Below are 20,287 nucleotides of genomic sequence, written 5' to 3'. Positions count from 1 at the left end.
CCGGCGATGCTCGCCTTATCCGCGCTCTTGACCTGCGCATCCGGGTGCGCCACGCCGTCCTCCCCGACTCCGGACGATCCCGCGGAGGAGACTCCGGGGCCCGCGCCATCGGAGCCACCCGAGACGATTCCGCGAAGCTGGGAGGAATGCGTCCCATCGGACGTGCCGATCGCCGACCTGCTCGGCAGGAAGCTGAACGGCCCCAGGATCGCTGTCCATGTCCACTTTTCGCTGAGCTCGATGTACGACGCGCAGGATCGCCCGCTCGAGGGCGTGCGACTCGAGGGAGGCGCGCTCGTCCGCGACGCGTCCTCCCTGCCGCTCGAGAGCGGAGGGGGTGCGGATCTCCAGGCGGAGCAATGGACGGGCGTCAAGCTCCGCGGGGTCTTCGACAGGTGCACGCGGGACGAGACCATGGAGTTCCCGATCTCCGCGCGAATCGTCGCCACGACGATGCACCCGGATCTCCCTGGCGTGTGGGAATATCGTGTGGAGGTCCAGGATCCACGGCTGAGCGAGCCGGGCATGGAGCCGGTGTTCGTCTCGCTCTGCAAAGACGACGAACCAGCCCTCGTGGTGCCGGGCACCTGGGACGAGAAGGGGGTTCACACGACCGGGAACGGCCTGTTCAGCTTTGCTTGTCCCGACACCGCCGCGGCAAAGTGCGCGGACCCGTGGAATTACCACCCGGGGTACGCCGAGCAGAACCCGACCATCCTCGCGCTCTATGATGCATGCATAAGAATGTCGACCGCCGACTACTGCGGAGACGGCGTTTCCGCGACCGAGCCCGGTACACCCATCGACGTCTGGGACAGCGCGCGCATAGAGGAACCCTGCTCGCAAGAAGGACAACATTTCGAAGCTGCCTGGACACGGGAGGGCGCGGTCTGCATGCACCATCCGCGCTGGCCGAAGCTCTTGAGGCAAGAGTGTCGCGCCAAGATTCGGAGGTGCGACTCTCCAGAGGAAGCCCAGAAGCTGGTGTCTCCTGGCACACCACTCATCTTCAATTCATCGGCGGTGCGCTCCAGCGGGCGAAACAATGTCCGGGAGGGGACCGTTCGAGCATGGGAAGAGCCAGCTGGAAGAAAAGGACGGGGGGAAGAATAGCGGATCGCAATGGCGTGAGGGGGGCGCAGGGGAACAGAGCCAGTCTCCACTCGTGCCCTTCTCGTTGCGCCCCTGCGTCGATGCGGTCCTGTTCCCGCGAGCCCGTCCTCTCGGATTTGTAGACTGAGCGATGTCCCATGCCTGCAGAGAGGGCGAGCACGCGAGCGTCGCGACGTCCGGCTCGACCGACGGCGCAACGGAGCGCAATTTACCCACGCGGACGGAGAAAGTTCATGGCACCTCGACAGGATTTCAAGATATACCAGCCGACCCTTGCCGCCGCCGCCTTGTTGGCGGCAGCCGTTGGCGAGCTCTCCGGGTGCTCGGACGGCGGGTTGGAGGGACAGGATTCGACGAACCACCGCGCTGAGCTACCGCCGGAGGGGGCCCCCGACTGCTCGAACAGGTCGGATTGCGATGCCCTGGCAAACGACTCCACCACATCATCGCAGACAATCGGCTCCGGAGCTGCGACCGGGGAGTGCGCGTACCAGCCGAGCCCTTCGCAGGCCGAGGCGGATGCGGAGGACGACGAGGTGCTGTCCGCGGTGGGCATCCTGGAGCAGCAGGTAGATGGAAGCACGGAGTTCGCGCCGTTCTGCACTGGTTCGCTCATCGGCAGGAACAAGGTACTTACCGCGTGTCATTGCGCGAAAGAGAACATCGACGACAGCAAAGCGGTCTGGTTTCGTCGTGGTCCAGACCGGATCAAAGTCGTCGACCACGCCCCTCTCTGCGACCCGTCTCGTAGTCAAGGCGGCTTCAATAACGTGGGCAGCGATGTCGCCGTCATGTTCCTCGAGGAGGACGCCGATGAGCCCGCTGTCTCGATCGAGGTTCGCAGCCTCGTCAAGGACGACATCGAGCGAGGCGAGTCTCTCTCCGCCGCCGGTTACTTCTTTCAGAGAAACCGAAATACCCAGGTTGGCGCTGGCGGCCAGGTCGCCAAGCTCACGCTTCGCGCCCTCAAGGGCCGGTTCCTCCAGGACGCCTTCGGAACGCCGGATAACTTCAACAATTGCGCTAGAATCTGGAGAGATGACACGCCCATGGATTCGCGCTCCCAAGAGGAGGCATTGGCATTTGTTCGCACATGGACACACTGGACAATTGGACCTGATGGTGGCGATACATACGAGATGGACATGGATGATGTCTTCGAAATGTCGTTGCTCGAAGACTATCAGGCGTGGTTCGACGGCGGCGTCGACGGCGCGCAACCCTGCAAGGGCGACTCGGGCAGCCCTCTCGTCAGCCAGACGGACGAGGGGTTCGCTGTGTACGGCGTCGTCTCTGGCAGCATCAATCTCGACGCCTCCGAGCCCAGGTGCGCCTTCGGCGCCGTCTACGCGATCTTCGCCGAAGACACCCTGACGTGGCTCCAGGGCTTGCGCGCTCCCCAGCAATCGCCCGACATCGACCCTCCGCGCACGGTGCCGTCGCCGGGCGTCTGGACGGCAGCAATCGACGTTCGCGCCGGCCGCGTGCTCACGGCAGCCGGCGCCCCCTGACAGCCGCGCCCGGCTGGGGCTGCGGTGCGCTCGTCGCGGCCCCACCGGCGTCGGAAACCAGCTGCTCGCCACGGGGAGAGATCTGCGGCACGCGGGATGCTGCGGGATGCTGACGGTGTGGCGACGAGGTATCCACCATCGAGGCGGCCCCCGCGGCCGTCTCCTCGATCTCTTTGCCCCGCGCTCCGCCAGGATTTGTGTTGGATCCGACCAAGCTCGGCCGGGATACTAGCCCTCTCCCGGCGACTTGCAGCCTCTCGCCCCGGCGACCTCCGCGAAATACGCGCGCAGCGGGCGCGTCCCGCGCGCCGGAGCGACCGAGTCGGACGTCGTCACGGCCGCCGCGAACTCCAGCAGATCCGACAGCCGCGGATGGATGCCCGCGAGCAGCACGCTCGTGGCCCGGAACACCCCTGCAGGGACGTGCACGATAAGCCCCTTCTTGCCGACGGCGTCGAAGGCGAGGCGCATCACCTCGTCGCGGGTCATGACGTCGGGGCCGCCCACGGGCAGCACGTCCGGGCCTCCGGCGACCACCTCGGCGAGCGCCTCCGCGACGTCGACGGGGTGCACCGGGTTGGTCCTCGCGAGGCCGTCGCCGGGCACCGTGCCCAGGCCGGCGCGGGCCATCCTGATCATGTCGCTCAGCGCGGAGTAGATGCCGGTGGGGCGCACGAACGAGAACGAGATACCCGAGGCGCGGATAAGCTCCTCCATCTGGAGGTGGGCGGCGAGGTAACGGGTGTGGGCGTAGCCCGGGCCAGGCTGCGCCGAGAGGTAGACGAAGCGCCGCGTCCCCGACCGCTTCGCGGCCTCGAGCAGGTGCGTGTTCGCCACCACGTCGACGTCGTGATAGCTCCTGCGCTCGCGCAGCGTCATCGAGACATTCGCGCCGAGGCAGGAGACGATCGTATCCACGCCGGCGAGCGCGCCGCTCACGGCCCCCGGCTCCGCCGCGTCGGCGACGACGACCTCGGAGGCGAGGCCGAGGAGGCGCGTGGCGTTCGCCTCGACGCGGGAGAGGGTGCGCACGAAGCACCCCCGCGCGCGGAGCAGGCGCAAGAGCTCGAAGCCCACCGCGCCCGTGGCGCCGGCGAGGAGGATCCGCTGCGTGGTCATCGGCTCACCCGTTCCTTGTCGCTCCAGAGCTCAGGCCATCACCCTGACCATCCTCGTGTGCGGGATCCCCGCCTCGTCGAAGATCGGCCCCTCCTCGACGAACCCGAGCTTGCGGTAGAACGGCGCGGCCGAGACCTGCGCGTTCAGGACCAGGGCGCGCGCGCCCCGCGCCGCGCCGATGCGGATCGCCTCCTCGAGCAGGCGCCGCCCGAGCCCGGTGCCGCGGAGATCCTTCCTGACCGCGACGCGACCCACCTTGAGCGCGCCGTCGTACGGCACGATCCGCATCGTCGCGACGACCTCGTCGCCCTCCAGCACCACGTAGTGCTGCGCGTCGGCGTCGAGCTCGTCGATCTCGACGTCCGCGGGCACGGCCTGCTCGACGACGAAGACGTCGAACCGCAGGCGCAGCGCGCCGGCGTACAGCGGCGAGTCGCTGCGGATCGGGATGATCTCGCCGGCCATCACGCCCTCTCCCCCGCGGCGCAGGGGGCGCTGCCCTCGGCGCCCGCGCGCGGCGGGGACGCGACCGCCCGGGCGCCGGCAGAACCGGGGACGCGGTGCAGGGCGCGCTGGAGGCCTCGGTGCTCGGTGCTGCTCATCGTCGGATCCATCGTCTGTCAGCGTCTGTCAGGCCGGGGCGCGGCCCCGCGCGCGGCCACGTCCGATTCGTGCGCTGTCGCCGGCGCCGCGTCCACCGGATTCAGCGCGCCCTGGAGCCGCTCCGGCGTGACGAGCTAGCCTGATCCCGACATGAAGATCATGACCTTCAACATCCTCTTCGGCGGCGAGGACCGATTCGACGCGATCCTCGCGATCGCCGCGGCGGCGCGCCCGGACCTGCTCGTCCTCCAGGAGTGCGTCGGCTGGGAGGACGGCGCCCGGCTCCGGGCCGTCGCCGAGGCGATCGGCGCGCCGTCCGGCGACCGGCACGCCGTGCTCGGCCGCGCCAACCCGCGGCCGAACGGCCGGCGCAACCACGTCTGCGTGGTCAGCCGGGCGCCGCTCGTCGAGGCGCGCGTGCACGCGCCCGACGCGCTGGCCCACTGCATCGTCGAGGTCGAGCTCTCGCTCGCGGGCGAGCCGCTCGTGGTGCTCGGCACCCACCTCAACGCGGGCAGCGAGGACCGCCGGCTCACCGAGGCCCGCTGGCTGCTCTCCCTCGTGCCGCCCGAGCGCTTCGCCGCGGGCCTCTGGGCGCTCGCCGGCGACCTCAACGCGCTGTCGCGGCGCGATCCCTACCCCGCGGACCTCGACGCGCGCCTCAGGGCAGCCGGCATCGAGAAGTACGGCAGCCCGCCGCGGTTCGACACGATGGACGCGATCGAGGCGTTCGGCTGGACCGACGCCCTGCGCGTCCGGCCGGGCGCCGCGCGCTGGGCCACCGCGCTGCGCGGGCGCCCCGGCGCGCAGGTGGAGACGCGGACCGACTACGTGCTGCTCTCCCCGCGGCTGTCCGGCCGGCTCGCGCAGGCCCACGTCGTCGACGTCGGCGCCGCGTCCGACCACCACGCGGTCGTCGCCGAGGTCGCCTGAAGCGCGCGCCGCCGAGCGCGCACCGCGAAGCACACGCCCCGCCGCGCTTCGCTGTCCTGCGCGCGCCCGCTATCCGCTACGCTCGCGGGGCCTCTCGCAGCAGCGCACGAGTGAGGAGATAGAGCGTGGTGGAGTTGCCGACCGTGGGCCCGGCGCCCGGGGACGAGACCTTGATTCAACGCGACCGCCTGCTCGCCGCGCTGCTGGAGGGGCGGGACGACCTCCTGCTCCTCCACTGCGACGCGGTCGTCGCGGAGCTCGTCGGGCGGACGGCCCCGGTGCGGCTCGTGCTCGTCACGACCGCCGCCGACGCCTCGGCGGACGAGATCCGCGCCCGGCTCGGGCGCCTGGTGAAGGCGATCCCCCCCGGCGGGCCGCCGGCGCACTTCGTCGTGGTGGGCGGCGGCGCTGCCGCGGGCCGGGCCGCGCTCTCCGGCGCGTCGCCCATCATCCAGCCCGTGCGCATGGGCTTCCACCACCTCGACGCGGCGGGCGCGCTCGCGGACGTGAAGGGGCCGGCCTTGCCGCTCCTCGCGGCGGCTCACGCGCGCCTCGCCGAGGTGGGCCCGATCGGCCCCGAGGCGCTCGCGGCGGCGCTCGCGCTGGCGCAGCAGGAGCGCGCGATCGTGGACCGGCTCTCGGGCAGCCGCCGCGTCACGGCGACGCTCGTGATCGCGTGCGCCTTGCTGCTCGCCGTGAGCTACGCCTTCGGCTCCGGCACCCACGACGCGGCGCTCTGGCGCATGGGCGCCGCCAACGCCGACGCGATCCGCCGCGGCGAGGTCTACCGGCTCCTCGCCTCGGCCTTCCTGCACGCCAACCCGGTGCACCTGGTCGTCAACATGCTGGCGCTCTGGTCCCTCGGCCCGATGCTCGAGGCCCTGGTCGGCCCGCGGCGCTTCCTGCTGCTCTACGGGGCCTCGGCGCTGGGCGGGGCGATCGCGAGCGCCGTCGGCAGCGCGCTCGATGAGGGCCGGTGGAGCGTCGGCGCGTCGGGCGCGATCTGGGGCCTCATGACCGCCGGCATCGGCGTCGCGCTCCGGCCCCACGGGCTCCTGCCCCCCTCGATGATCGCGCGGATGCGCAGCCGCGCGTGGTGGCCGCTGGGGCTCAACCTCGCCATCAGCATGATGCCCGGCGTCGATCTGCTCGCGCACCTCGGCGGCGGCGTCGCCGGCTTCGCGCTCGCCGTCACCGTCCTGCCCCGGGGCCTCACGCCGCTCGCGCAGCGCCAGCGCCCGTCCGACGCAGAGCCGAGGCCGCGCCCCCTCCTCACGGCGGCGGCCGCGCTCATGGGCGCGGCGATGGCGCTGTCCGTGGTGGTGGCGCTCGCCGTCGGCCGCCCGTGGGAGCTCGCCGCGCCGCCGGCGCTGACGCGCACCGCTGTCGCGGACACGGGCGTCGCGCTGGACCTGCCGGGGTCGCTCGCGCGGGCCGCGTCCGTGGAGGAGATCGACGGCGTCCGCCTCCACACGTACGGGCGGCTGCCCGACACGCCGGTGGTGTTCCAGCTCATGGTGGTCCCGCGCCAGGGCGAGACGACGCCCGAGCAGCTCGACGCGGACCTCGAGCAGGGGCGCAAGGAGCTCGACCAGACGCCGCCGGACGGCGCCGCCCCCCTGGGCCCGGCGAAGCGCGTGACGCTGGGCGGAAGGCCGGCGCTGAGCGTCAGGCACGAGCTCAAGAGCGGGATGCAGGTGGTGTCTTACTTCGTCGTGCTCGAGGACCGGGACGTGCTCCTCAAGGCCTACCTGGCGGAGGATCGGCCGGCGTCCTGGGGCGGGCTCGAGGACAAGGTGGCAGCGACGATCAGGCTGCAGTGAGGCGCGGCGGCGCGCGGCCGGCGGCGGGCGCCTGGCCGGACGCGCCGCGGGGACCTACGTTGCGCTCCATGAAGAAGCTCCGTGTCGATGTCTGGTCCGACATCGCGTGCCCCTGGTGCTACGTCGGCAAGCGCCGGCTCGAGGCCGCGCTCGCCAGGTTCCCGCACCGGGATTCGGTCGAGGTCGTCTGGCGCGCGTTCGAGCTCGACCCCTCGGCGAAGCGCGTCCTCGACGCGCCCGTCCCGTACGCCGAGCGCCTGGCGAAGAAGTACGGCGCCTCCGTCGCCAGGGCCGAGGCCATGATCCGGCAGATGACCGACGTGGCGGCGGCGGACGGGCTCGATCTCCACTTCGAGAAGGTCCGGCCCGGCAACACCTTCGACGCGCACCGCGTGCTGCACCTCGCGGCCGAGCGCGGCGTGCAGGACGCCGTGAAGGAGCGGCTGCTCCGGGCCTACATGACCGAGGGCGAGGCGATCGGCGACCCGGAGGTGCTCGCCCGGCTCGCCGGGGAAGCGGGGCTCGACCCGGACGAGGTGCGCGCCGCGCTCGCGGGCGACGCGTACGCGCGCGAGGTGCGTGCCGACGAGGCCGAGGCGCGCGCGATCGGCATCACGGGCGTCCCTTTCTTCGCGTTCGGCGGGCGCTACGGCGCCTCCGGCGCGCAGCCGGCGGAGCAGCTCCTCGGCGTGCTCCAGAAGGCGTGGGACGAGGCGGCTGCCGAGCCCGAGCAGGCGTTTGCCGAGGGCGCCGCGTGCGGCCCGGACGGGTGCGCCTGAGCCTCCGGGCGTGATAGAGCTACGCGACGGATGTCGATTCAATGGTATCCCGGCCACATGACCAAGGCTCGGCGCGTGCTCGCCGAGTCGATGCCGTCGCAGGACGTCATCATCGAGGTGCTCGACGCCCGCATGCCGCGGGCCAGCGAGAACCCGGTCGTGGCCGAGCTGCGCGGCCAGAAGCCGTGCATCAAGGTGCTGAACAAGAGCGATCTCGCGGACCCGGCCGTCACGAAGGCGTGGCTCCGTCACCTCGAGGCGGAGCACCCGGCGCCGGTTGACGGGGCGCCGCCCGGCGGCCAGGTGCTCGCGCTCGCGATCTCCGCGAACCAGTCGTCCGAGGCGCGGCGCCGGATCCCGGAGCTCTGCAAGCGCCTCGCGCCCCCCAAGAACGGCCCTGGCAAGGTGGTGCGGGCCATGATCGTGGGGATCCCCAACGTCGGCAAATCGACGCTCATCAACACGCTCATGGAGCGCAAGGTGGCCAAGGTGGGCGACGAGCCCGCGGTCACGAAGAGCCAGCAGCTCGTCACCTTGAAGAGCGGCATGGCCATCTCCGACAACCCGGGGATCCTCTGGCCCAAGATCGACGATGAGGCGGCCTCGTTCCGCCTGGCCGTGGGCGGGGCGATCCCGGACACGGCCATCGATTACCAGAGCGTCGCCCTCTTCGCGGCGGGGCACTTCCTGCGTCGCTATCCCGAGCTCCTCGTCGCCCGCTACAAGCTGAAGGAGCTCCCGGCGTCGGCCGCCGCGCTGATCGAGGAGATCGGCCGCCGCCGCGGCTGCCTGCGCGGCGGCGGGGCGGTGGACCTGCACAAGGCGTCGGACATCCTGGTCCACGACTTCCGCGCCGGGCGGCTCGGGCGCATCAGCCTGGAGGAGCCGCCGGGGCTGGAAGAGCCGTCGGGGATCGAGGAGAGCGCCTGATCCGCGCCGCGGCGGCGCGGCGATCCGGACGCGTTCTCGCCGCGCCGCCGCGCCGCCGTCGCTACGCCGCCTGCTCTGGCGCAGCGCGCTTCGCCTCGACGATGGCGCGGGCGAACCAGAGGTACTCGTCCAGGAACCTGCTCGTCGATTTCGCGACGTTCTCGCCCTTCACCTGGAGCGACTCGTCGAACGCGCTCTGGACCTCCGGGACGAGCAGCTTCGTCGGCAGCGGGAAGGCCCCGAGGCTCAGGATCACGTGCTGGAGCTGGGTCGAGGCGTTGATGCCTCCGAGCTTCCCGGCGGAGACCGCGGCCACGCCGATCGGCTTTCGATTGAACTCCTCCCAGAAGTAATCCAGGGCGTTCTTCAGCACGCCGGAGAAGCTGCCGTGGTATTCCGGCGTCACGAACACCAGGCCATCTGCCTCGTGGAGGCGCGCGCTCAGGCCCTGAACGCGCGCCTGGAGCTGCGGGTGCCGGCCGCCGCGCTCCTCCAGGATGGGCAGCTGGCTCTCCGCCAGGTCGATGAGGTCGGTCGCGACGCGCCTCTCCTGCAATCTCCTCTCCAGGTAATGGGCGACCTTGTGCGACTGCCTCCCGGTCCTCGTGCTGCCGAGCACTATCCCTATCTTCATGAATGACGGCTCCCTCCAGCGATGGTTGGCGCTCCTGCCCCCGGACGACGGCGCGAGGTCCTGCTGCGCTGGCCGGCTCCGCCCGTCGCCTGCGCCCCCTCCGCTCGCGTATCCCGCCGGCGTCCGTGGCTGACGTCCAGCTGCTTTCAAGGTGAGCCGGGATGTCCATCCTGTCAGATCGCGCGCCAATGCCTTGGACAGGTACCAATCGGTCGTCATGCCCACGCCGCCGCGCGCGCGCTCGCGCGCGGCGGCGTGGGCCTGTCGAGCACCGTCACACGCCACGAGCCCGCGCCGCGCGCGGCGAACGCGGCGCCGCTCGGGGCCGGCAGCGTGCTAGGCTCGCAGGTCGACGTGATCGCCCGGGATTCTTCGACCCGGGGGCGGCGCCCGCTACCATGCCGGCCGCGGCGGCCCCGCGGCGGTTCCACGGCGCGCCACGGCGACGCCACCCACCCCATCCATTCGACGAGGACCTCACTCCATGGCCGGAAGCAGCCTGCTCGCCCTGATCGACGACATCGCCACCGTGCTGGACGACGTGGCCGTGCTGACCAAGGTGGCCGCCAAGAAGACCGCCGGGGTGCTGGGCGACGACCTGGCGCTGAACGCCCAGCAGGTGACCGGCGTCAACGCCGAGCGCGAGCTGCCGGTCGTGCTGGCGGTGGCGAAGGGCTCGATGGTCAACAAGGCGATCCTGGTGCCCGCGGCGCTGGCGATCAGCGCCGTCATGCCCTGGGCCGTCACCCCGCTGCTGATGGTGGGCGGCGCCTTCCTCTGTTACGAGGGCTTCGAGAAGGTCGCCCACAAGCTGCTGCACAGCGAGCACGACGACGAGGCCCACCGCGCCGAGCTGGTGCAGGCGCTCTCCGATCCGAAGATCGACGTCGTGGCGTTCGAGAAGGAGAAGATCAAGGGCGCGGTGCGCACCGACTTCATCCTGTCCGCCGAGATCATCGCGATCACGCTGGGCACCGTGGCGGATTCGCCGTTCTTCACGCGCGTGGTCGTGCTGACGGGCATCGCCGTGCTCATGACGGTGGGCGTCTACGGCGTGGTCGCCGGCATCGTCAAGCTCGACGACGCGGGCCTCCACCTGAGCCGCCAGAGCAGCCCGGCGCAGCAGTCGCTCGGCCGCGGCATCCTGAAGGCGGCGCCCTGGCTGATGAAGGGCCTGTCGGTCGCCGGCACGGCGGCGATGTTCCTTGTCGGCGGCGGCATCCTGACGCACGGCGTGCCGTGGCTGCACCACCACATCGAGGGCATGACCCACGGCGCCGGCCCGGTGCTCGGCGCGGTGGTGCCGTCCCTGGCCAACGCCGTCGTCGGCGTCGTGGCCGGCGCCGTGGTGCTGGGCGTCGTGACCGCCGTGAAGCGGGCGCTGGGCCGCGACGACAAGGGCGGCCACTGAGCGCGAGCCGCGGGCGCGCGCTCAGCCCGGCCGCACCAGGGTCGCGAGCAGCCTCTCGAGCGCCGCGGCGGGGTCGGCGCAGAGGCCGGAGTGGACGCGCGAGGGCTGCACGATGGTGCTGGCCGGGGAGACCACCCAGCCGAAGCGCTCGGGCTGGGGCAGCCCGGCGACGTACCCGCACGCCGGGTCGCCGGCGCAGACGCGGCGGATGAAGTCGAGGTGCCCGCGGACCGCGTCGAGGTCGAGGGCGGGCCACAGCGCCAGCAGGCGCCGCGCGTCGGGCTCGAGGCGCGCGTCGAGGAAGCCCCGGGCGCGGCAGAAGAGCACCACCCCCACGTTGACCCGCTCGCCGCGCTCCACGCGCGGGACCACGCGCAGCACCGCGTAATCGAACGCGTCGGCGGCGTCGCGCGCGTCGCGCGCGTCGCGCGCGTCGCGCGCGGGCGGAGGGCTAGCGCCGGGCCCGGGCATCGCGCGCCTCCTCGGCGAATCCTCGCGGCGACGCGAGGCGGTGGGTCAGGTAGGCGCCGTAGGCCGCGCGCCGCGCCCCCGCGAGCGACGAGGCGGCCGCCGCGGGCGGCTCCTCGACCGCGTCCGGGGCGAACGCCGACCGCCGATCTCCCGCCAGCCTGACCGGCGGCGCCTGCTCGACCAGCCACGCGTCGGGGATGGCGGCGACGATGTCGGCGATGCGCTCGGGCGTGAGCCGGGCGCTCAGCGCGGCGTCGGCCGCGGCGAGGTCGCCGGCGAACGGGAGCAGCACGTGGTTGCTGACGAGCGGGAAGCGGTCGGGCGCGTCGGCGAGCGGATCGGTCGTGTCGGTCCAGGCGTGGTGGACGTAGAGCGCCGCGCCGTGGTCGATCAGCCAGAGCTGGCGGTGCCACAGGAGCAGGTTGGGGTTCTTGGGGGTCCGGTCCACGTTGCTCACGAAGGCGTCGAACCAGACGACGGCCGCCGCAAGGGCCGGGTCGAGGTCCGCGCCGGCGAGCGGCTGGAACGGGAGCGACCCCGGCAGGTAGTCGAGCGCGAGGTTCAGGCCGGCGCTGACCGAGAGCAGGTCGGACAGCTCCGGGTCCGGCTCGGCGCGCCCGAACTCCGGGTCGAGCTCCATGAACACGATCTCGGGCACCGGCAGCCCGAGCGCGCGCCCGATCTCCCCCGCGACGAGCTCCGCGATGAGCGCCTTCGGCCCCTGGCCGGCGCCGCGGAACTTCAGGACATAGAGCCCGTGGTCGTCGGCCTCGACGAGGGCCGGCAGCGACCCGCCCTCGCGGAGCGGGGTGACATAGCGAGTCGTGTGGACGGTTCGGATCATGCGGACCTTGGCGCCCTTGGCGGACAGCGCCCCTCGGATCGGAGGGCGGCAGTTGACGACAAGTCGGCGCTCCATGCCAGCGCGTTCGGAGAGCATGCGCCGCCGACGCTGACCGTGAGGGCTATTGCATCGAGGGGTTTGCCGGGGTTTGCAGGGACGCGCTGGGGACGTGCGCGTTCCGTGGGATGTCGCGCTGCGGTCGCGCCGCCGCTCCCCTCCCCTGCTGACGCGATGAAGGCTGGACTGCCGCTCTCCCCCGGCACCGTGTCTGCCAGGGCTGGCATCGCGATGGCTCTTTGATTGCTGGCGAGCGCTCCCGCGCCGCGCTCACGGCGCGTTCACGGGGGAGACAGCTCACGGAGGGATCGAACGACCGGCGCGATCGCGCCGGAGCCCGGCGCTCGCTCCGCGCAGCAGCGCGAGAACGAGCGCCGCGGGCGAGCCTGGCTCACTCGCCGAGGAAATCCAGCCTCGATCCGGGCACGGTCAAGTAGTCACCGAGCAAGAACCCCTGCAGGTCGGTCGTGAACTCGAACGGACCGACGACGTGAACCACGTCGCTGCTCCCGCCGCCGGCGCCGCCCTCGCCGCTCGTGCCGCCAGCGCCGCCAGCGCCGCCCTCGCCGCTCGTGCCGCCGACGCCGCCCTCGCCGCTCGTGCCGCCGGCGCCGCCCTCGCCGCTCATGCCGCCGGCGCCGCCCTCGCCGCTCGTGCCGCCGGCGCCGCCCTCGCCGCTCATGCCGCCGGCGCCGCCCTCGCCGCTCGTACCGCCGGCGCCGCCGGCGCCCGCCGTGCTGCCAGCGCCGCCCTCGCCGCCGGCGCCCGTCGTGCTGTCAGCGCCGCCCTCGCCGCCCGTGCCGCCGGCGCCGCCCGTGCCGCCGGCGCTGCTGGGCCTCGTCACGATGATCGAGTCGACGTAGACCACGGTCGGGTTCGCCCAGGGTCCCGTGGTGCCTGCATCGACCTTGATGCCGATGCGCCTCACCTGGGTCTTGTCGAACGTCGTGGAGTCCGCGGCGGCGGCATCGACGTCGATGGTGAGCTCCGTCCACTCGCCCAGGCTGCTGAGGTCCGTCCATGCCCAGGGGACGCCCGCCCAGTTCTGCGCACCGCCGTTCTGTACGTACGTCTGCACGCCGCCGCCGGTGGCGGCCTGCGCCTTCACGCGGAACGTGACGGTGGCGCCGGTCAGGTCGATCAGCCCCGGCCAGTCGAACTGGAACAGCGTCCCCGTGCTGGCGTCGGTCAGGGGCACGGCCAGCCGGGCGCAACCCGAGCAGCTCTCCTCGGGACCGGGACCGATGTCTGGAGCGCCGCCGGCGCCACCCTCGCCGGTGTCGCCACCGGCGCCGCCGTCGCCGCCGACGCCACCGACGCCTTCACCGCCGACGCCCGCGCCGCCTTCGCCGCCCGCGCCGCCCTGATCGCCGGACGCCGTGGAGCTCGAGCTCGAGGAGCTGCTCGACGAGCTCCTCGTGCTCGACGACGTGGTGTCCCCGCCCGCCCCGCCGCTCCCGCCGGAGCCGTCATCATCACCGCAACCCGTCATGGCGAGCGAGCCGACCAGCAACCCGAACACCGCCAAGGAAAGACCTGATCTCATCCGTACCCTCTCTTTTCGTTCCACGCGCACGCGAGGCCGCGCGGCTGCGGCCGCCGTTCGCCGTACCGGCTCCAGCCGTACTCGAGCCCTTTCCGGACCAGCCGCGCGCGCCGCGACGTTATCCCGAAGCCGGAATTTTCTCAACGGCGCCTGCGGGTGAGCCCGAAATGGACGCGCCGGGCGCTCCTCGATCGCCATATCGCCGCGATCGCAGGCGAAACGCCGCATCGCCGGCCCATCGAGCCGACGAGCGACTCCGGATCAGAGCGCTCTTCAACCGGACTCAGCCCTCCATCGCCGGCGGATTCGTCATTTTGACGTGAGAGGAAAATAACAGACTTGGCCGGCGCAGGAGCAGCACATCGATGAGATCGGTAATGCTGGCCACAAGGCCCCGGGATGGACAGGGAAAGCGGCCCACGCGCAGCGCGGCGCGGGGTCAGCGCCGATGGGCCGGGCGCTCAGCCCTGCTCGACGTTCTGCAGCGGCCCCCCGGCGGGGCCGGTCCCGGCGATCTCGGCGGTCCACGCGGAGAAGGTCCCCTGCTGCACCGGCGGCTGGCCGGCAGGCGCGTCGCCGATGTGCCCGCCGACGACGCCGATCTCCTCGTCGAGCGCGGCGTCCCGCGCCGCTTCCCGCTTCCGATCGCGCGCGACGACCACCTCGGCGACCGTCCCGACGAGCGTGCCGATCACGGTGCCGGCGACGGCCCCGGGCGGGCCGGCGATGGCGCCCACCGCCGCCCCCGCCGCGGCCCCGGCGAGCGCGCCCGCCGCGGCCTTCGCCAGGGTCGAGGTCTGTGGAGGCACGCCCGCGGGCATCGGCTCCTCGTCCCAGCGGCGCGCCCTGAAGTCGTTCTCGACAGCATCAACACTGGTGTCGTACATGGCAATCACCCTCGCGGAGACCCGGAGCCGCCCGCGTCGCGGTGCGGATCGCGGCTGTTCCGTCGTTCTCCGTGGTCGTCGTTTTCGGTCCTCCTGCGGGTCAAAGCACGCAGCGTGCCGGCCACGGCTCGCCGCGATCGGCGCGCTTCGCCGCGCGCCCCTCGCCTCCATCGCGCCGCCCCGCCCGGGGCGCGCGGCGCATTTCGCCTCACGCGCGCGGGCGCGCGCTCGACCTGCTGGCCGGCGGCCCGGCGAGACCGGGCCTTGCAGCCAGGGAAGCGAGCTGGTTAGCATGTCGCGTCATGGTGGTAGAGATCCGGCAGATGAACGCGATCTGCGTCCTCGGCTGGGTGGATCGGCTGCACATCGCCGTCTGGCGGGGGAGCGGCGTCGACGAGTCCCACATGTTCTATCGGGAGATGAAGGCCGGCATCGCGCGCTTCGGCTCCGGGGTAGGCCACCTCGCCGTCATCGAGCCTGGCACCCCGCTGCCGTCGCCGGAGGCACGGAAGACCATCGCCCGCGTCTTCAACGAGCACCCCGGGGCGGTGAGCGCCGTCTCGGTCGCGTCCGAGGGGCAGGGCTTCTTCGCGTCCGCCGTGCGCAGCGTGGCGACGGGGCTCATGATGCTCACCAGGACGCCCGTCCCGTTCCGGCTCAGCGGGAGCGTGGTCGACTCGGCCGCTTTCCTGTCGAAGCACATCGTCTCCCCCGACGGGGCGCCGCACGACGGGAGGGTCTATGTGCACGCGGTCCTCGAGATGCGGCGCAAGCTGCACCAGCAATTGCCCAGATCAGCGTGAGCCGCGGCCGGCACGCCGGCGCGGCGCCGCGCCGCTCACACCCTGTTCACCTGGGGTGACGGCCGCGCCGCGCTGGCGCGGAGCAGGCCGAGGGCGACGAGCGTGAGCGCCACCATGAGCGCGCCCGAGGCCCACAGCACGGGGCGGTGCCCGTGGCGATCGACGCCCACGCCCATGGCCGGCCCGAGCAGCGCGAAGGCGGCGCGGAACAGGAAGCTGCGCAGCGACACGCAGCTCGCGCGATCGTCGTCGGGCGCGAGGCGCTGCTCCTCGTGGTGGAGCAGCGGCATGTGCAGCCCGCGCACGAACGTGAGCAGGAAATAGAACGCGAACCCGAGCGCGTGGTGAGAGAGCGCGAGGCCGAGATACCCGGCCGCCACCAGGGCGAGGCACGCGAGCAGCGTCCCCGTCATGCCGAGACGGCGGCCGGCGCCCTCGCTCAGCATGGATCCAAGCGCGGTGGTGAAGCTCGCGACGGCCCACATCGGGCCGATCCACGTGACGCTGGCGCCGGACTCGGTCGCGTACAGAGCAATCAGCCAGGTCGGCAGGTACGCCGCGAGCGCGAACACCACGCCGAGCAGCATCACCGCGCGCAGATCGGCGCGCTCGACCAGCGCGCCGCGCACGACCGCGCGCATGCGGCCCAGGTGGTCCTCGACCCTGGGCTGCGCGCGCGCCGTCTGGCCGAAACGCAGGGCGATCCCGAGCGCGACGACCCAGCACGCGACCTCGATCGCGAACGGCAGGCGAGACCAGCGCGCGTAGAGGAAGCCCGCGACGAGCGCGGCGCTCCCGGAGGAGATCTGCGCGACCGAGCGCATCCGGCCGTACCAGCGGGTGAACTCGTGCTCCTTGCCCTGCTCGCGCAGCGAGTCGTAGAGCAGCGCGGCGTCCGCCCCCGAGATGAGCGAGAACCCGACGCCGAGCACGAGCTCCGCCATCACCACCGACCAGAGAGAGCGCGCGAGCGCGTAGGCCAGCCACCCGGCGAGGATGGCGACGCTGCCGAGCACGAGCGCGCGGCGGTGGCCGAGGCGATCGGCGATGTAGCCGGAGGGGAACTCGAAGAGCGCGATGCTCAGGTTGAAGAACGCCTGGACGCTCATCATCGTGGCCACGCTCATCCCGATGTCCCTGGTCCAGAACAGCGGGAAGATCGCCGCCGGGAACATCATCGAGTGCACGCCGTAGTAGGCGCAGATGAGCCATGGATTGTGCTTGACGGACGGCATCGCGCGGGCGCGCGAGCCTACGCGCTCCCGGGCGGAAGATCCTCAGGGATCGCGAGGGTTCGGTGGTGGAGGGGCTCGGCGCTCGCGGCCCCGCGAGCGCCTGATTCGTGCGCGCCGGCGACCCGATCGCCGGCCCCGATCACTCGGGGATGTGGAGCAGCGTCGAGCCTGGGACGGGCATGTAATTGCCGATCACCATCGGCTCCACGCTGGTCGTGAACTCGAAGGGACCCACCACGTGAATCACGTCGGGGCCGGAGCCGCCCTCGCCGCCTTGGCCGCCGGAGCCGCCTTGGCCTGCGCCGCCTTCGCCCCCGGTACCGCCGCCCTCGCCGCCGGCCCCGGCCGTGCCGCCTTCGCCTCCGGTACCGCCGCCTGCGCCGCCTTCGCCGCCGGCCCCGGCCGTGCCGCCTTCGCCGCCCGCACCGCTGGTGCCGCCCGCGCCGCCATCGCCGCTCGTGCCTCCAGCGCCGCCCACGCCGCTCGCGCCGCCTTCGCCGCTCGTGCCTCCAGCGCCGCCCACGCCGCTCGCGCCGCCTTCGCCGCTCGTGCCTCCAGCGCCGCCCACGCCGCTCGCGCCGCCTTCGCCGCTCGTGCCCCCCGCGCCGCCTTCACCGAAATCGTCGCTCGCCCCCCCGGCTTTGCGCTGACCGCTCGTGCTGCTGGGCCTCGTGACGGTGATGGAGTCGACGTAGATGACGGTCGGGTTGGTCCAGGGCCCCGTGTCGCCCGCCGTGACCTGAAGCCCGATCACCTCCACCAAGGTGCGGTTGAAGTTAGGAGACGCCGCGGCCGCGGCATCGACATCGATCTTGAACTCGGTCCACTCGCCGAGGTCGGCGATCGGATTCCATGTATAACCGATGTTGGCATAGAACAGCTCGTCGCCGTTTTGCACGAACGGCTGCACGCCGCCGCCGGTGCCTGTATGGGCCTTCACGCGGAACGTGACGGTGGCGCCGGTCAGGTCGATCCCCGGGTCGAACCCGATGAAGAACTGCGTCGCTTGCGCCCTGCCCGTGATCGGCACGGAGAGCCGAGCGCAGCCAGGGCATTGCTCGCCCGGATCGACGATGCCCCCGCCCGTGCCGGTAGTGCTGGAAGACCCGGTGCCGGTCGAGCTGCCGGTCCCGCTCGCCCAGCTCGACGACGAGCTGGAGCCGGAGGGACTCCCGCCGGCGCCGCCGCTGCCCGACGCGTCGTCGCCGCCGCAACCCATCACGGCGAGCGCGCCGACCAGCAACCCGTGCACCGTCACAGAATGAACTGATCTCATCCTTGCCCCTCCTCGATATGCACCGCGAGGCTGCGCGCCCGGAGCCACCATTCGCCGTGGCGGCTCACTGCGCACCCGAGATGCTCCGAGCCAGACCCGTATATCGCGAGACTATCCCGGGCAGAAAATCTTCTCAACAGCCTGGACACGTGAATCCGTCGTCAGGAGCTCAGCGCGCGTGGCCAAGATGGTCGCTGGCTCCACTGCGCGTGCGGTATCCACATCAGACCACCTGTGGCGTCGAGCGACGAGGGCGACACGGTGGGGTCGAGTAGCATCATGGGGAGGCGCCCCCTACGCCGCGCCCCCGTACTTCACGTCGTACCTCAGGAGGGCCGCGCCGCTCGCGTACGGCTTCGACTCCCGGAGCGCCAGCTCGACCTTCCTCGTGCTCTCGCCGAAGAGCCGGATCCCGTGGCCGAAGAGGATGGGATTCAGCTTGAGGACGAGCTGGTCGATGAGCCCGTGGTCCAGGAGAAAGCCGGCGAAGGCGCCGCCCCCGCAGAGGTAGATGTCCGCCCCGTCGCCCTCCTTCAGCCGCCGCAGGGCCGCGAGCTCGTCGCGATCGACGACATGGACCTCCGCGCCCTCGTCGAAGCGCAGCGTCTTCGAGAAGATGTAGTGATCCATGTTCGGATACGCCCGCTTCCCCGGGACGAGCCCGAAGGGATAGCCCCACTCGTATGTCCTTCTCCCCATCACGACGGTGTCGTAGCCCTTCAGGCGCTCGACGTACTCCGTGACGTGATCTCCCTGCATCAGGAAGCCCTCCACCGAGCCGTCCTCGTGCGAGATGAAGTTGTCGAGCGTCACCGCGACATCATAGACGATCTTTCTCATACGAATCCTCCTTCAAGACCTGCCCTGTTCACACCCCGGTCGCGCCGCGACCGCGCAGGACCGACCCGCCGCGAGCCCCCCCCGGCTCGGCGCCGCGGCGGCCCCGCGAAAGCGTCCCTCCGGCGGCGCGGGGATCGCCGCTGCCGTCGCCATCATGACCGTCACTGCCGTCGTTGCGCGCCACGCACCGCGAGCGATGGGCCGATCGTCAACGACCGCGCGCGACGCACGCGAGCGACAGGCGCGGTGCGCGGCGGACGGGTCACCTCGGGCGGCCGAGCGACGAGCGATGGCTTCAACGAGGGGTGATCATGAGCGACGCGGGTGAGGCGTCGCTGGCGACCTTAGCATGGGTCCGCGCGCTTGCCTACCGCCTCGGCAGGTTGCCCTGCTCGGTATGCGCTGGTAGCGTCGTCGTCACCCGAGCAGAGGAGAAGACCCCATGAGGAGCGACACGAACCGGTGCTGGCGGCTCGCCTCACGTCCTGTCGGCCTGATCAAGGACAGCGATTTCACCTTCGGTGAAGAGCCCATCCCGGAGCCGAAGGACGGCGAGATCCTCGTGCGCACGCTCTATCTCTCGGTCGATCCCGCGCAGCGGATCTGGCTCGACCGCGACTCGTACATCCCGGCGATCCCGATCGGCGATGTCATCCGCGCCGGCGGGATCGGCACGGTCGTGCGCTCGAACAGCCCTGCCTTCGCCCCGGGCGACCTCGTCCAGGGCCTCCTCGGCTGGCAGGACTATGCGGTGCTGGCGACCGGGCAGGACTCTCTGCTCCCGGCGACGAAGCTGCCGCCCGGCCTCGCGCCCGAGCTGGCGCTCAGCGTCTTCGGCGTCACGGGCCTGACTGCCTACTTCGGCCTGCTCGACGTCGGGCGCGTCAAGCAGGGGGAGACGGTGGTCGTCTCGGGCGCCGCCGGCGCGACGGGGATGATGGTGGGACAGATCGCGAGGATCAAGGGCTGCCGCGCGATCGGCATCGCGGGCGGCCCCGAGAAGTGCGCGTGGCTCACGGGTGAGCTCGGCTTCGACGCCGCCATCGACTACAAGTCCGAGGACGTCGAGGCCCGGCTCGGCGAGCTCTGCCCCTCCGGCATCGACGTCTATTTCGACAACGTGGGCGGCGAGATCCTGGACGCCGCGCTCGCCCACCTCGCCATGCGCGGGCGGGTCGTGCTCTGCGGCTCCATCGGCGACTACAACGCTTCCGCCGCGCCGGCCGGCCCAAGGAACTACCTGAGCCTGCTCATGAAGCGCGGCCGGATGGAGGGGTTCATCGTCACCGATTACTTCGGCCGCCTGGGCGAGGCGGTCTCCGACCTCGGCGACTGGGTGAGCTCGGGCAAGCTCAAGAATCGCGTGGACGTCCAGGAGGGCCTCGAGAAGGCCCCGGCGACGCTCAACCGCCTCTTCACCAGCGCGAACGTGGGCAAGCAGCTGCTGAAGGTCGCCGATCCGTGATCGCGCC

General features: G+C 71.9%; 20 protein-coding genes. 9 read left to right on the top strand and 11 right to left on the bottom strand.

The genetic code is table 11. The features are described 5' to 3' along the window. The first annotated feature begins 240 nt into the window (after nucleotides 1–240). Together WME85_RS09895 and WME85_RS09890 are read left to right on the top strand one after the other, a co-directional pair. Nucleotides 241–1,113 (top strand): ADYC domain-containing protein, encoded by an 873-nt coding sequence (locus WME85_RS09895; protein WP_437837346.1) that lies wholly within the window; start codon nucleotides 241–243, stop codon nucleotides 1,111–1,113. A gap of 233 nt (nucleotides 1,114–1,346) precedes the next feature. After that, entirely contained in the window at nucleotides 1,347–2,624 is a 1,278-nt protein-coding gene (locus WME85_RS09890; protein WP_437837345.1) for a trypsin-like serine protease, read from the top strand. 228 nt (nucleotides 2,625–2,852) lie between these two features. On the opposite strand, the gene WME85_RS09885 is transcribed toward WME85_RS09890, so the two are convergent. The 3 genes from WME85_RS09885 to WME85_RS09875 are packed head-to-tail and all read right to left on the bottom strand — an operon-like array spanning nucleotide 2,853 to nucleotide 4,345. Continuing rightward, nucleotides 2,853–3,743, bottom strand: coding sequence for an SDR family oxidoreductase (locus WME85_RS09885; protein WP_437837344.1), 891 nt, complete (start codon nucleotides 3,741–3,743; stop codon nucleotides 2,853–2,855). 30 nt (nucleotides 3,744–3,773) lie between these two features. Beyond that, nucleotides 3,774–4,208 (bottom strand): GNAT family N-acetyltransferase, encoded by a 435-nt coding sequence (locus WME85_RS09880; RefSeq protein WP_437837343.1) that lies wholly within the window; start codon nucleotides 4,206–4,208, stop codon nucleotides 3,774–3,776. Beyond that, complete coding sequence (locus WME85_RS09875) at nucleotides 4,208–4,345, bottom strand: hypothetical protein (RefSeq protein WP_437837342.1); 138 nt, start codon at nucleotides 4,343–4,345, stop codon at nucleotides 4,208–4,210. Before WME85_RS09875 ends, WME85_RS09880 begins: the two co-directional genes overlap by 1 nt. A gap of 151 nt (nucleotides 4,346–4,496) precedes the next feature. Here WME85_RS09875 and WME85_RS09870 point away from each other — a divergent pair, with 151 nt between their 5' ends. The 4 genes from WME85_RS09870 to ylqF all read left to right on the top strand — a co-directional run bounded on the left by WME85_RS09870 (nucleotide 4,497) and on the right by ylqF (nucleotide 8,811). Continuing rightward, entirely contained in the window at nucleotides 4,497–5,279 is a 783-nt protein-coding gene (locus WME85_RS09870) for an endonuclease/exonuclease/phosphatase family protein (protein WP_437837341.1), read from the top strand. A gap of 125 nt (nucleotides 5,280–5,404) precedes the next feature. Next, a complete protein-coding gene (locus WME85_RS09865) occupies nucleotides 5,405–7,102 on the top strand; it encodes a rhomboid family intramembrane serine protease (RefSeq protein WP_437837340.1) in 1,698 nt (565 codons plus the stop codon). Nucleotides 7,103–7,170: 68 nt separating this feature from the next. Further along, the gene (locus WME85_RS09860; RefSeq protein WP_437837339.1) at nucleotides 7,171–7,881 is read left to right on the top strand and encodes a DsbA family oxidoreductase; all 711 of its coding nucleotides are present in this window, start codon (nucleotides 7,171–7,173) and stop codon (nucleotides 7,879–7,881) included. Between the two features lie 30 nt (nucleotides 7,882–7,911). After that, entirely contained in the window at nucleotides 7,912–8,811 is a 900-nt protein-coding gene (gene ylqF / locus WME85_RS09855) for a ribosome biogenesis GTPase YlqF (protein WP_437837338.1), read from the top strand. A 61-nt stretch (nucleotides 8,812–8,872) separates the two neighbouring features. Here ylqF and WME85_RS09850 read toward each other — a convergent pair whose 3' ends face one another. Continuing rightward, nucleotides 8,873–9,445, bottom strand: a complete 573-nt coding sequence (locus tag WME85_RS09850) for an NADPH-dependent FMN reductase (protein ID WP_437837337.1) — start codon at nucleotides 9,443–9,445, stop codon at nucleotides 8,873–8,875. A gap of 484 nt (nucleotides 9,446–9,929) precedes the next feature. On the opposite strand from WME85_RS09850, the gene WME85_RS09845 reads away from it, so the two are divergent. Next, entirely contained in the window at nucleotides 9,930–10,856 is a 927-nt protein-coding gene (locus tag WME85_RS09845; RefSeq protein ID WP_437837336.1) for a DUF808 domain-containing protein, read from the top strand. A 21-nt stretch (nucleotides 10,857–10,877) separates the two neighbouring features. On the opposite strand, the gene WME85_RS09840 is transcribed toward WME85_RS09845, so the two are convergent. From WME85_RS09840 to WME85_RS09825, 4 genes are all read right to left on the bottom strand, one after another. Next, on the bottom strand, nucleotides 10,878–11,327 hold the full coding sequence (locus WME85_RS09840) for a DUF3037 domain-containing protein (RefSeq protein WP_437837335.1): 450 nt from the start codon (nucleotides 11,325–11,327) through the stop codon (nucleotides 10,878–10,880). After that, entirely contained in the window at nucleotides 11,308–12,171 is an 864-nt protein-coding gene (locus WME85_RS09835) for a HipA family kinase (RefSeq protein WP_437842265.1), read from the bottom strand. The genes WME85_RS09840 and WME85_RS09835 overlap by 20 nt, the downstream gene beginning before the upstream one ends. 448 nt (nucleotides 12,172–12,619) lie before the next feature. After that, complete coding sequence (locus tag WME85_RS09830; RefSeq protein WP_437837334.1) at nucleotides 12,620–13,774, bottom strand: hypothetical protein; 1,155 nt, start codon at nucleotides 13,772–13,774, stop codon at nucleotides 12,620–12,622. Nucleotides 13,775–14,235: 461 nt separating this feature from the next. Then, entirely contained in the window at nucleotides 14,236–14,661 is a 426-nt protein-coding gene (locus WME85_RS09825; protein WP_437837333.1) for a hypothetical protein, read from the bottom strand. A 302-nt stretch (nucleotides 14,662–14,963) separates the two neighbouring features. Between WME85_RS09825 and WME85_RS09820 the strand changes: the two genes are divergently transcribed. Next, complete coding sequence (locus WME85_RS09820; protein ID WP_437837332.1) at nucleotides 14,964–15,464, top strand: hypothetical protein; 501 nt, start codon at nucleotides 14,964–14,966, stop codon at nucleotides 15,462–15,464. A 35-nt stretch (nucleotides 15,465–15,499) separates the two neighbouring features. On the opposite strand, the gene WME85_RS09815 is transcribed toward WME85_RS09820, so the two are convergent. The 3 genes from WME85_RS09815 to WME85_RS09805 all read right to left on the bottom strand — a co-directional run bounded on the left by WME85_RS09815 (nucleotide 15,500) and on the right by WME85_RS09805 (nucleotide 18,815). Further along, complete coding sequence (locus WME85_RS09815; RefSeq protein WP_437837331.1) at nucleotides 15,500–16,699, bottom strand: MFS transporter; 1,200 nt, start codon at nucleotides 16,697–16,699, stop codon at nucleotides 15,500–15,502. 139 nt (nucleotides 16,700–16,838) lie between these two features. After that, nucleotides 16,839–17,975: a hypothetical protein gene (locus WME85_RS09810; RefSeq protein ID WP_437837330.1), complete on the bottom strand. Its 1,137-nt coding sequence runs from the start codon at nucleotides 17,973–17,975 to the stop codon at nucleotides 16,839–16,841. Nucleotides 17,976–18,269: 294 nt separating this feature from the next. Then, nucleotides 18,270–18,815 carry a dihydrofolate reductase family protein gene (locus WME85_RS09805; protein WP_437837329.1) on the bottom strand — a complete coding sequence of 182 codons (546 nt, stop codon included), beginning with the start codon at nucleotides 18,813–18,815 and terminating at the stop codon, nucleotides 18,270–18,272. A gap of 442 nt (nucleotides 18,816–19,257) precedes the next feature. Between WME85_RS09805 and WME85_RS09800 the strand changes: the two genes are divergently transcribed. Then, nucleotides 19,258–20,280, top strand: a complete 1,023-nt coding sequence (locus tag WME85_RS09800) for an NADP-dependent oxidoreductase (protein WP_437837328.1) — start codon at nucleotides 19,258–19,260, stop codon at nucleotides 20,278–20,280. The last annotated feature ends 7 nt before the right edge of the window (nucleotides 20,281–20,287 follow it).

The organism is Sorangium sp. So ce1153 (assembly GCF_051521595.1).
GTDB lineage: Bacteria > Myxococcota_A > Polyangia > Polyangiales > Polyangiaceae > Sorangium.
Note: the sequence above shows the minus strand (reverse complement) of the source record. Positions and strands in the feature narration are given on the sequence as shown.

What these genes read in the sequence shown, in the direction of transcription:
- WME85_RS09815 (WP_437837331.1), bottom strand. Translation starts at nt 16,699, where the DNA reads ATGCCGTCCGTCAAGCACAATCCATGGCTCATCTGCGCCTACTACGGC.
- WME85_RS09840 (WP_437837335.1), bottom strand. Translation starts at nt 11,327, where the DNA reads ATGCCCGGGCCCGGCGCTAGCCCTCCGCCCGCGCGCGACGCGCGCGAC.
- WME85_RS09830 (WP_437837334.1), bottom strand. Translation starts at nt 13,774, where the DNA reads ATGAGATCAGGTCTTTCCTTGGCGGTGTTCGGGTTGCTGGTCGGCTCG.
- WME85_RS09895 (WP_437837346.1), top strand. Translation starts at nt 241, where the DNA reads ATGTACGACGCGCAGGATCGCCCGCTCGAGGGCGTGCGACTCGAGGGA.
- WME85_RS09880 (WP_437837343.1), bottom strand. Translation starts at nt 4,208, where the DNA reads ATGGCCGGCGAGATCATCCCGATCCGCAGCGACTCGCCGCTGTACGCC.
- WME85_RS09845 (WP_437837336.1), top strand. Translation starts at nt 9,930, where the DNA reads ATGGCCGGAAGCAGCCTGCTCGCCCTGATCGACGACATCGCCACCGTG.
- WME85_RS09850 (WP_437837337.1), bottom strand. Translation starts at nt 9,445, where the DNA reads ATGAAGATAGGGATAGTGCTCGGCAGCACGAGGACCGGGAGGCAGTCG.
- WME85_RS09805 (WP_437837329.1), bottom strand. Translation starts at nt 18,815, where the DNA reads ATGAGAAAGATCGTCTATGATGTCGCGGTGACGCTCGACAACTTCATC.
- WME85_RS09885 (WP_437837344.1), bottom strand. Translation starts at nt 3,743, where the DNA reads ATGACCACGCAGCGGATCCTCCTCGCCGGCGCCACGGGCGCGGTGGGC.
- WME85_RS09835 (WP_437842265.1), bottom strand. Translation starts at nt 12,171, where the DNA reads ATGATCCGAACCGTCCACACGACTCGCTATGTCACCCCGCTCCGCGAG.
- WME85_RS09870 (WP_437837341.1), top strand. Translation starts at nt 4,497, where the DNA reads ATGAAGATCATGACCTTCAACATCCTCTTCGGCGGCGAGGACCGATTC.
- ylqF (WP_437837338.1), top strand. Translation starts at nt 7,912, where the DNA reads ATGTCGATTCAATGGTATCCCGGCCACATGACCAAGGCTCGGCGCGTG.
- WME85_RS09800 (WP_437837328.1), top strand. Translation starts at nt 19,258, where the DNA reads ATGAGGAGCGACACGAACCGGTGCTGGCGGCTCGCCTCACGTCCTGTC.
- WME85_RS09825 (WP_437837333.1), bottom strand. Translation starts at nt 14,661, where the DNA reads ATGTACGACACCAGTGTTGATGCTGTCGAGAACGACTTCAGGGCGCGC.
- WME85_RS09820 (WP_437837332.1), top strand. Translation starts at nt 14,964, where the DNA reads ATGGTGGTAGAGATCCGGCAGATGAACGCGATCTGCGTCCTCGGCTGG.
- WME85_RS09810 (WP_437837330.1), bottom strand. Translation starts at nt 17,975, where the DNA reads ATGAGATCAGTTCATTCTGTGACGGTGCACGGGTTGCTGGTCGGCGCG.
- WME85_RS09890 (WP_437837345.1), top strand. Translation starts at nt 1,347, where the DNA reads ATGGCACCTCGACAGGATTTCAAGATATACCAGCCGACCCTTGCCGCC.
- WME85_RS09860 (WP_437837339.1), top strand. Translation starts at nt 7,171, where the DNA reads ATGAAGAAGCTCCGTGTCGATGTCTGGTCCGACATCGCGTGCCCCTGG.
- WME85_RS09875 (WP_437837342.1), bottom strand. Translation starts at nt 4,345, where the DNA reads ATGAGCAGCACCGAGCACCGAGGCCTCCAGCGCGCCCTGCACCGCGTC.